The sequence below is a fragment of the Acidovorax sp. FJL06 genome (genome assembly GCF_003852545.1).
GTDB lineage: Bacteria > Pseudomonadota > Gammaproteobacteria > Burkholderiales > Burkholderiaceae_C > Acidovorax.
Map to the genome: position 1 here is coordinate 198,516 of NZ_QAJR01000005.1, position 9,242 is coordinate 207,757.

Below are 9,242 nucleotides of genomic sequence, written 5' to 3' on the forward strand. Positions count from 1 at the left end.
GTTGTCGTTGTTGTCAAAAATCTGAGTCGCAGGAAGCAGGAAGGCGCAGAGAAAGCACCCGGTCAATCCACCGTAGCGCCCGTGTCCTTGACCACGCGGCTCCACTTGGGCAGGTCGGACTGCACCAGCGCGGCCAGCTGTGCGGCGCTGCCCTTGAAGGGCTCGCAGCCCACGGTGGCCAGCTTGTCCACCACGTCCTTGTGCTCCAGCGCACGGGCCACTTCGGCTTGCAACTGCGCCACGATGGGCGCAGGCGTGCCGGCCGGGGCAAACAGCGCATACCACGGCGCCTGGCCAAAGCCCTTGATCGTCTCGCCAATGGTGGGCGCATCGGGCAGCGCAGCCACGCGCTTTTCATTGACCACGCCCAGCACCTTGAGCTTGCCCGCTTTGATGAAGGCAATGGCCGAGGGCAGGCTTTGCACCGACAGCGGCACCTGTCCGCCCACCACATCGGTGGCGGCTGCCGCCGAGCCCTTGTACGGGATGTGTTGCAGCTGGATGCCGGCGGCCTTTTGCAGCATCTCGCCAATCAGGTGGTTCAGCGTGCCGTTGCCCGCCGAGGCAATCGCATATTTGCCCGGGTTGGCCTTGGCCAGGGCGACCATCTCGGCCACGGTGTTGCCCGGGAAGGACGGGTGCGCCACCAGCACATAGCCCGCGGTGGCCACGGGCGCCACGGGCGCAAAGTCCTTCACGGGGTCAAAGCCCGGGCTCTTGTACAGCGCGGGGCCGATCACATGGGCGCTGTCGGCCGTCAGCAGCAGCGTGTAGCCATCGTTGCGCGCGCGGGCTGTGGTGCCGGTGGCCAGCGTGCCGCCCGCGCCGGGGCGGTTGTCCACGATCACGCTCTGGCCCAGTTGCTCGCTGAGTTTTTGCGCCACCACGCGCGCAATGGCGTCGTTGGCACCGCCCGCCGCCTGGGGTACGACCACGGTGATGGGTTTGGACGGGTACTTGTCCTGCGCGCCCGCAGCCCAAGCAGCGGAGCACAGCACGGCCGCCGTGAAGATGCGGCGGGACAGTGGGGTGGGGAAGGTCATGGCTTTTGTCTCCTGGTGTTATGGGTGAATGCAGGCTCGCCCGCATTCAGCGGGCAAGCGCCCTGTCGCGGATCGCCTCGAAATCGGCGGGCACCGGGTGCAGCGCCAGGCGCGGACCCGCCTTGGCGATCTGGCTGGGAATATCGTGGCCGATCAACGCGGGCAGTTGCTGCGCCGCCGCCACCAGTCGTACCAAGTCCACCCCGGTGTCATAGCCCATCAGCGCCAGCGCGTGCACGATCTCCTCGCTGCACACATTGCCGCTGGCACCGGGTGCGTAGGGGCAGCCGCCCAGGCCGCCCAGCGAGGCATCGAACCGGTCCGCACCTGCATCGATGGCCGCCAGCACATTGGCCAGCCCCATGCCCCGCGTGTTGTGGAAATGCAGGGTGAAATCCACCCCCGGCCAACGCCCGCGGGCCGCCGCCGTGAGCGGGTGCACCTGCGCGGGATGGGCCATGCCCGTGGTGTCGCACAGCGTGATGCCACGCACACCTCGATCCACAAAGCGCTGCACCCAGCCGAACACGTCGGCCTCGGCCACATCGCCCTCCATGGGGCAGCCGAACACGCAGGACAGCGACACATTCACCGCCACGTTGGCGCCCTGCGCCAGGGCCACCACCTGCGCCAGCGCCGCAAACGACTGGTCCTGCGTCATGCGCAGGTTGGCCAGGTTGTGCGTGGCGCTGACCGACATCACCAGGTTCAGCTCGTCCGTGCGCGACTCGATGGCGCGCTCGGCACCGCGCAGGTTGGGCACCAGCGCGGTGTAGACGGTGCCCGGGCGGCGCGTGATCTCGCGCATCACGACCTCGGCGTCTTTGAGCGCAGGAATGGCCGTGGGCGAGGTGAACGAGGTCACCTCGATCTTGGACAGGCCCGCCGCCGACAGCGCATTGCACAGCGCGATCTTGTCGGCCGTGGGCACAAAGGCCTTTTCCATCTGCAGGCCATCGCGCAGGCCGACCTCCTGCATCTGGATGCGGCGGCCTGCGCCCTGCCACACCGTGTGGGATGCACTCATTGAATCACCCCCTTGCTGCGCAGCAGCGCGATCTGTTCGGCCGTGAGGCCTGCCTCGGCCAGCACCGCATCGGTGTCGTCGCCCAGGTGCGGCGCGCTGCTGCGGATGCTGCCGGGCGTGGCCGAGAGCTTGGGCACGATGCCAGGCACTTCCACGCTGTAGCCGTCGCGCGTTTCTTGCGTCAGCAGCATGTCGCGGGCGCGGTAATGCGGGTCTTCGGCAATGTCCTTGGCGGTGTAGACCTTGCCCGCAGGTACGCGGGCGGCGCCCAGGGTCTCCATCACCTGCTGCACCGAGCGCGCGGCCGTCCAGGCGCCAATGGCGGCGTCGATTTCGTCCACCCGTGCCACGCGGCCGGTGTTGCTGCCCAGGTCAGGGGCATCGGCCAGGTCCTGGCGGCCAATCGCGGTCATCAGCCGCTTGAAGATGCTGTCCCCATTGCCCGCCACCAGCACCCAGCCGTCCTGGCAGGGGTAGGCATTGCTGGGCGCAATGCCCGGCAGCGCGCTGCCTGCGGCCTCGCGCACCGCGCCAAAGGCGCTGTATTCGGGGATCAGGCTTTCCATCACGTTGAACACGGCCTCGTGCAGCGCCACGTCAATCACCTGGCCTTGGCCGCCGTTGACCTTGCGGTGGTACAGCGCCGTGAGCACGCCGATGGTGCCGTGCAGCGCCGCCAGCGTGTCGCCAATCGACACGCCCACGCGCACCGGCACGCGGCCCGGTTCGGCCGTCAGGTGGCGCAGGCCGCCCATGGCCTCGCCGATCACGCCAAAGCCCGGCAGGTCCCGGTAGGGCCCGGTCTGGCCGTAGCCCGAGATGCGCAGGATCACGAGGCCAGGGTTGAGCGCGTGCAGTTCGTCGGGCGACATGCCCCAGCCTTCGAGCGTGCCGGGGCGGAAGTTCTCGACCAGCACATCGGCCTCGGCAATCAGCTGGCGGGCTATTGTTTGGCCTTCCTTCTGGCGCAGGTCCAGCGCCACCGAGCGTTTGTTGCGCGACTGCACCTGCCACCAGACGGACGTGCCCTCCTTGATCAGGCGCCAGTTGCGCAGCGGGTCGCCGGCTTCAGGAGCCTCGATCTTGATCACGTCGGCGCCAAATTCGCCCAGCGTCTTGCCGCAGAAGGGTCCGGCGATGAGCTGGCCCATTTCGATGACGCGCACGCCCTGCAATGCAGCAGGGGAAGGGATGGAATCCATGGAAATAGTTGTCTCCTGTGGGATCTGATGCCAAGTGGCTTTGGGCCATCAGCCCGAACGGTATGGGTTGGACGAAGAATCTTGTGAACCCTGGGCTTGCCAGCGCGAATGGTGCACATAGTCCACCCTCCTGCAAAACGCTCAAGCAACAAGCCGCCATCGCAAACCGGCATGGCATGCAGGGAGCTTGCTACCATCAGCACCCCATGAAACTCGACCCCGTCTCCCTGCGCCTGTTCGTTGCCGTGATGGAGGAAAGCACCATCGCCGCCGCCGCTGCGCGCGAGCACCTGGCTGCTTCGGCCGTGAGCCGCCGCCTGGCCGACCTGGAAGACGCGCTGCAGGCGGCCCTGTTCACCCGCAGCAACAAGGGCACCGAACCCACCGCCGCCGCTTTTGCGTTGCTGAACCTGGCGCGCGGCGTGCTCAACGACCTGGACGGCATTGCCACCCAGATGCGCGAGTACGGCACTGGCGTGCGTGGCCATGTGCGCGTGGTGGCCAACATCTCGGCCATCACGCAGTTCCTGCCCGGCGAGCTGCAGAGTTTTTTGGCGCAGCACCCGCAGGTGGATGTGCGGCTGCAGGAGCAGATCAGCACGGCCATTGCCCATTCGGTGGCCGAGAATGCGGCCGACGTGGGCATCCTCAACGAAGGCAACTACGGCGAACGCGTGACGCTGTTGCCCTACCGCACCGACGAGCTGGTGCTGGTGGTCCCCAGCGGCCATGCGCTGGCGCGGCGCAAGTCCGTGCGCCTGGCAGACGCCCTGCCCTTCGACTTTGTGGGCGCACACCCGGGCAGCGCCATCAACAACCAGCTCACCCGCGCGGCGTCTGAGGCAGGCCTGCCGCTGCGCCTGCGCATGCAGGTCACCAGCTACGACGCGCTGTGCCTGATGGTCAACGCGGGCCTGGGTGTGGGCGTGATGCCCCGTGGCAGCGCTGCGCTGTACCAGGGCACGCTGGCCATCCGCACCGTCACGCTCAACGAGCCCTGGGCGCATCGGCGACTGGCGCTGTGCGTGCGGTCCGAAGAATCGCTCTCCAGCGTCGCCCGGCTGCTGGTGGAGCACCTGCGCTCGCGATGAGACGATACCCCCTGAGACCCTGCGTCCCCCGTCCTGGCCGAGCCCGTTTCAAACGCCATGTTGCGCAGCGCGCAGCACTATGACGACTTACGCAAAACAGGGTTCAACCAAACGGTCTGCCATGCAAGCAACGTGTTGATCCATCCTTATTTGCGTAAATCCTGACTATTTCACCACTGACATGACTCTGCCCTGCCCCCTCCCACTGCAGTGGGACGTGTTCTGCCGCGTGATCGACAACTTTGGCGACATCGGTGTGTGCTGGCGGCTGGTGGCGCAACTGGCCGACCGGGGCCACCGCGTGCGCCTGTGGGTGGACGACGCCTCGGCCCTGCAGTGGATGGCGCCCGCAGGCTGCCCCGGCGTGGAGCTGCGCGCCTGGGGGTCGCCCCCCCCGGGCTCCCACGAGTCTCCACCCGATGTGATGGTGGAGGCGTTTGGTTGCGATATTGCTCCTGAATTCATAGCTTATAGCGCTTATTCATCAAGCGCTAGAGGCCAAAATGGCATAGAACCCGTCTGGATCAACCTGGAATACCTGTCGGCTGAGCGCTATGTGGAGCGCAACCACAAGCTCGCCTCGCCGCTCTCGTCCGGCCCCGGCGCGGGCAGGACGCGCTGGTTCTTCTACCCCGGCTTCACGCCCGCCACGGGCGGGCTGCTGCGCGAGCCCGACCTGATGGCGCGGCGCGCGGCCTTTGACCCCACCGCCTGGCGCAGAGCGCACGCGGCGGCCTACGGGCTGGACGATGGCGGCGCAGGCCAGCGCTGGGTTTCGCTGTTCTGCTACGAGCCCGCCGCCCTGCCCGAGCTGCTGCGCCACGGCCAGGCGCAGCCCACGCAGTTGCTGGTCACGCCAGGCCGCCCCACGGCGGCCGTGCGGGCGGCCCTGCATGAGAATATTGCTCAAATCAGCCCCCAGGGCTTATCTGACAAGCGCGGGCAGCTATGCATTTCATACCTGCCCGCACGCCCCCAAACGGCGTTTGACCACATGCTGTGGGCTTGCGACCTGAACCTCGTGCGCGGCGAGGATTCGCTGGTGCGGGCACTGTGGGCCGGGCAACCCCTGGTCTGGCAGATCTACCCCCAGCACGACAACGCCCACCACGACAAGCTCTGGGCGTTTCTGGACTGGTTGCAGGCCCCAGCCTCGCTGCGGCAGTTCCACGCCACCTGGAACGGGCTCGACACCGCGCCCCTGCAGTGGCCCGGCGACGACACCCTGGCCGAGTGGTCCTCCTGCATCGCAGCCGCCCGCGCGCGCCTGCTGACGCAGGACAACCTTGTGGCGCAACTTTTGGGCTTTGTCGCCGAAAAACGGTAAAATCCGAGGCTTTGCGCAAAACAGGTGCGGCACACCGGTGTCCAGCCCTCGCGCACTCCCGCCGCGGAACATGCATCGGCACGGCGCGCCTTCTGCCTTCCACAGAGATAGCAGAAAGCCACCGGCCCGCGCATTGAGCGGCCCCAACCCAAGCAACTCGCTATGAAAATCGCTCAAGAAATCCGCGCCGGCAACGTCATCATGCACGGCAAGGACCCCATGGTGGTCCTGAAGACCGAATACGCCCGTGGCGGCCGCGGCGCAGCCACCGTGCGCATGAAGCTCAAGAGCCTGATCGGCAACTTCGGCACCGAAAACGTGTTCAAGGCCGACGACAAAATCGACAACGTGATCCTGGACAAGAAGGAGTGCACCTACTCCTACTTCGCCGATCCCATGTATGTCTGCATGGACACCGAGTTCAACCAGTACGAAGTCGAAGCCGAAAACATGGGCGACGCACTGAACTACCTGGAAGACGGCATGGCCGTTGAAGTGGTGTTCTACGACGGTAAGGCCATCTCGGTCGAACTGCCCACCAGTGTCGAGCGCGAAATCACCTGGACGGAACCCGCCGTCAAGGGCGACACGTCCGGCAAGGTGCTCAAGCCCGCCAAGATCGCCACCGGCTTCGAAGTGCCCGTGCCCCTGTTCGTCAGCCAAGGCGACAAGATCGAAATCGACACGCGCACCGGCGAATACCGCAAGCGCGTCTAAGGCTTGCCCGAGGCTCCCGCCTCGGCCCACAAAAAAGGCTTCCCGAGGGAAGCCTTTTTTTATTGGCATTTTAGGGTCCAGCGCCCGATAGACAAGCGCTAGCCGCTATTCAAAAAATAGCAAAACCCAGATCCAGCACCGTCACACTGGCACGGCTACAAGATCGTGCCCCTGCGTGCCCACGATGCGCGCCTTGGTGAACTCGCCCACCTTGAGCTGCTTGCTGATCTTCTCGGGCGGCAGCAGGTGCACCACGCCGTCGATCTCGGGTGCATCGGCATAGCTGCGGCCCCGGCCGCCCTTTTTGCCCAAAGCGGGGGCATGGTCCACCAGCACCTGCATGGTGGCGCCCACGCGGCGCTGCAGCTTGGCGATCGAGACTTCCTCGGCCACGGCCATGAAACGGGCACGGCGCTCTTCGCGCACTTCCATGGGCAACATGCCAGGCAGTTCGTTGGCGGCGGCGCCATTCACGTCGCTGTAGGCAAAACAGCCTGCGCGGTCGATCTGCGCCTCGCGCACGAAGTCGAGCAGGTGCTGGAACTCCTCCTCCGTCTCGCCAGGGAAGCCCGCGATGAAGGTGCTGCGAATCACCAGCTCGGGGCAGGCCTCGCGCCAGCGCTGGATGCGCTCCAGGTTGCGCTCGCCGCTGGCAGGGCGCTTCATGCGCTTGAGCACATCAGGGTGGCTGTGCTGGAAAGGCACGTCCAGGTACGGCAGCACCTTGCCCGTGGCCATGAGCGGGATGACCTCGTCCACGCTGGGGTAGGGGTACACGTAGTGCAGGCGCACCCAGGCGCCATAGGGCTCGGCAATCTCGCCCAGGGTCTGCACCAGCTCCAACATGCGGGTCTTGACGGGCTTGCCATCCCAGAAGCCCGTGCGGTACTTCACGTCCACACCATAGGCCGAGGTGTCCTGGCTGATGACCAGTAACTCCTTCACTCCGCCCTCAAACAGGGCCTTGGCCTCGCTCAGCACATCGCCAATGGGGCGCGAAACGAGATCGCCGCGCATCGAGGGGATGATGCAGAAGGTGCAGCGGTGGTTGCAGCCCTCGCTGATCTTGAGGTAGGCGTAGTGCTTGGGTGTGAGCTTGATGCCGGCAATGCCAAAACCGCCAGGCACCAGGTCGATGAAGGGGTCGTGGGGCTTGGGCAGGTTCAGGTGGACGGCGTCCATCACCTCCTGCGTGGCGTGTGGCCCGGTCACGGCCAGCACACTGGGGTGCATCTCGCGCACCATGTTGCCGCCCCCCTCGCCTGCGCGCGCGCCCAGGCAGCCGGTGACGATCACCTTGCCGTTTTCGGCCAGCGCCTCACCAATGGTGTCCAGGCTTTCCTTGACGGCATCGTCGATGAAACCGCAGGTGTTGACAATGACCAGATCCGCGCCGTGGAAGGTCTTGGAGGTTTCATAGCCCTCGGCGCTCAGTTGCGTGAGGATGAGTTCGGAATCGGTCAGCGCCTTGGGGCAGCCCAGGCTGACAAATCCGACTTTGGGTGTTTTCGTGGGGGAGAGTGCTTCGCTCATAGCCCCGTATTGTCCCAGTTCCGGCGCCCGGCCGGTGAGGGAGCCCCTCCAATGCGGCAGGGGCGGCGCTTTGCAGCGGTTGAAACCGGCCTGAAGCAAGGCCGGTGCCACCATAGTCCCCGCTTTGCCAGGCCACCGGTAGCGCCTCCACGGGGTGAACCGACCAGCAGCGGCTCGGGGGCTGCCTTACCTCTTCAACCCGAACGCCCCCAACATCTGCTCGGTCTGCTTTTGCATCTGCTCCTGCATCTGGGTGAGCATGGATTGCGACTGCTCCACGTAGTTGCCCATCATGCCCTTGAGCATGGGCGACTGCAGGTTCATGAACTGCGCCCACATCTCCGGCGTCACGCTTTGCGATTGCTCGGCCAACTTGGTCTGCACATCGGTGAAGGCCTGCACGTTCTTCTCGAGGTACGCCCCCATGAAGCCCTGCATGGCATGGCCATAGAACCGGATGATGTTGGCCAGCACGGCCTCGGTGAACATGGGCGCGCCGCCGGCCTCTTCCTCCAGGATGATCTGTAGCAGGATGCTGCGCGTGAGGTCTTCTCCCGTCTTGGCATCGCGCACCACCACCTGCTGGTGGTCCATGACCAGTTGGCGCACTTCGGCCAGGGTGATGTAGGTGGAGGTGTCTGTGTCGTACAGACGGCGGTTGGGGTACTTCTTGATGACGCGCTGGGCCGACTTGGACGCGGCACTCTTTTGTTCGGACACAACGAACTCCTCGGGCTCGGAACCCATGTATTGCAGTGCAGCACATTCTAGGGAGAGTGCACCCCGGAAGCGGCAAAGGAATACCCTGATGGAGCAACCCAGCACCATGTCACGCCTGCGACACCTGCCATTCATGCAGTCTGGCTGCACCGCAGACCACCGGCAAGACCCCTTGCTCCGCGGCCATTGCGCAGGTGCAATCGAAGCAGAAAAAAAGCGGCCCGCGCGCAGCGGGCCGAACTCTTACATAACGCAAGAGGGAGGGAGGTCGTCAATGGACAGAGCGTGACAGAAGCACCTTATGACCCCCTTAAGAACCCGTTCAAGATCCATCCCATGCCAGACGCGCGCAGCATCCCCAGGACACCCAACCCAGGAGGCATCCGAGGGGCAAAGACAAGAAGGAGAGAGAGGGTGCTGAATCCGAAAAAGCAAGCCACCCGTACACCGCAGACGGCCACATCAACCGCTGCGCCAAGAAGCAAAAAGACAAACAAAAAAGCCACCTCATAAGGTGGCTTGATTTGTGTTCCAAGTTTTAAATAACTGAAAGCTGGTTTCTTTCAGAAAACTTGGTAGGCG

The 9,242-nt window shown here is 65.1% G+C and carries 8 protein-coding genes; 3 read left to right on the plus strand and 5 right to left on the minus strand.

Annotation, left to right across the window (positions count from 1 at the left end; translation table 11 throughout):
- Window positions 1-62 precede the first annotated feature (62 nt).
- Genes DBV10_RS04305 through DBV10_RS04315 form a run of 3 tightly spaced genes read right to left on the minus strand, consistent with a single transcriptional unit; the run spans window position 63 to window position 3,272 of the window.
- Window positions 63-1,043 (minus strand): tripartite tricarboxylate transporter substrate binding protein, encoded by a 981-nt coding sequence (locus DBV10_RS04305; protein ID WP_124510957.1) that lies wholly within the window; start codon window positions 1,041-1,043, stop codon window positions 63-65.
- Window positions 1,044-1,089: 46 nt separating this feature from the next.
- Window positions 1,090-2,070 carry a hydroxymethylglutaryl-CoA lyase gene (locus tag DBV10_RS04310; protein WP_124510959.1) on the minus strand — a complete coding sequence of 327 codons (981 nt, stop codon included), beginning with the start codon at window positions 2,068-2,070 and terminating at the stop codon, window positions 1,090-1,092.
- On the minus strand, window positions 2,067-3,272 hold the full coding sequence (locus DBV10_RS04315) for a CaiB/BaiF CoA-transferase family protein (RefSeq protein WP_124510961.1): 1,206 nt from the start codon (window positions 3,270-3,272) through the stop codon (window positions 2,067-2,069). Before DBV10_RS04315 ends, DBV10_RS04310 begins: the two co-directional genes overlap by 4 nt.
- A gap of 206 nt (window positions 3,273-3,478) precedes the next feature.
- On the opposite strand from DBV10_RS04315, the gene DBV10_RS04320 reads away from it, so the two are divergent.
- The 3 genes from DBV10_RS04320 to efp all read left to right on the plus strand — a co-directional run bounded on the left by DBV10_RS04320 (window position 3,479) and on the right by efp (window position 6,407).
- Entirely contained in the window at window positions 3,479-4,363 is an 885-nt protein-coding gene (locus DBV10_RS04320; protein WP_124510963.1) for a LysR family transcriptional regulator, read from the plus strand.
- Window positions 4,364-4,544: 181 nt separating this feature from the next.
- Window positions 4,545-5,690, plus strand: coding sequence for an elongation factor P maturation arginine rhamnosyltransferase EarP (earP, locus tag DBV10_RS04325; RefSeq protein ID WP_124510965.1), 1,146 nt, complete (start codon window positions 4,545-4,547; stop codon window positions 5,688-5,690).
- 162 nt (window positions 5,691-5,852) lie between these two features.
- Window positions 5,853-6,407: an elongation factor P gene (gene efp, locus DBV10_RS04330; protein WP_124510967.1), complete on the plus strand. Its 555-nt coding sequence runs from the start codon at window positions 5,853-5,855 to the stop codon at window positions 6,405-6,407.
- A gap of 141 nt (window positions 6,408-6,548) precedes the next feature.
- On the opposite strand, the gene rimO is transcribed toward efp, so the two are convergent.
- Both rimO and phaR read right to left on the minus strand, forming a co-directional pair.
- The gene (rimO, locus tag DBV10_RS04335) at window positions 6,549-7,940 is read right to left on the minus strand and encodes a 30S ribosomal protein S12 methylthiotransferase RimO (RefSeq protein ID WP_124510969.1); all 1,392 of its coding nucleotides are present in this window, start codon (window positions 7,938-7,940) and stop codon (window positions 6,549-6,551) included.
- A gap of 186 nt (window positions 7,941-8,126) precedes the next feature.
- Window positions 8,127-8,687, minus strand: coding sequence for a polyhydroxyalkanoate synthesis repressor PhaR (gene phaR, locus DBV10_RS04340; protein WP_124510971.1), 561 nt, complete (start codon window positions 8,685-8,687; stop codon window positions 8,127-8,129).
- Window positions 8,688-9,242 lie beyond the last annotated feature (555 nt).

Excerpts from the sequence above, each read along its gene's own strand:
- phaR (WP_124510971.1), bottom strand. The coding sequence starts at position 8,687 with ATGGGTTCCGAGCCCGAGGAGTTCGTTGTGTCCGAACAAAAGAGTGCC.
- efp (WP_124510967.1), top strand. The coding sequence starts at position 5,853 with ATGAAAATCGCTCAAGAAATCCGCGCCGGCAACGTCATCATGCACGGC.
- rimO (WP_124510969.1), bottom strand. The coding sequence starts at position 7,940 with ATGAGCGAAGCACTCTCCCCCACGAAAACACCCAAAGTCGGATTTGTC.
- DBV10_RS04315 (WP_124510961.1), bottom strand. The coding sequence starts at position 3,272 with ATGGATTCCATCCCTTCCCCTGCTGCATTGCAGGGCGTGCGCGTCATC.
- earP (WP_124510965.1), top strand. The coding sequence starts at position 4,545 with ATGACTCTGCCCTGCCCCCTCCCACTGCAGTGGGACGTGTTCTGCCGC.
- DBV10_RS04305 (WP_124510957.1), bottom strand. The coding sequence starts at position 1,043 with ATGACCTTCCCCACCCCACTGTCCCGCCGCATCTTCACGGCGGCCGTG.
- DBV10_RS04310 (WP_124510959.1), bottom strand. The coding sequence starts at position 2,070 with ATGAGTGCATCCCACACGGTGTGGCAGGGCGCAGGCCGCCGCATCCAG.
- DBV10_RS04320 (WP_124510963.1), top strand. The coding sequence starts at position 3,479 with ATGAAACTCGACCCCGTCTCCCTGCGCCTGTTCGTTGCCGTGATGGAG.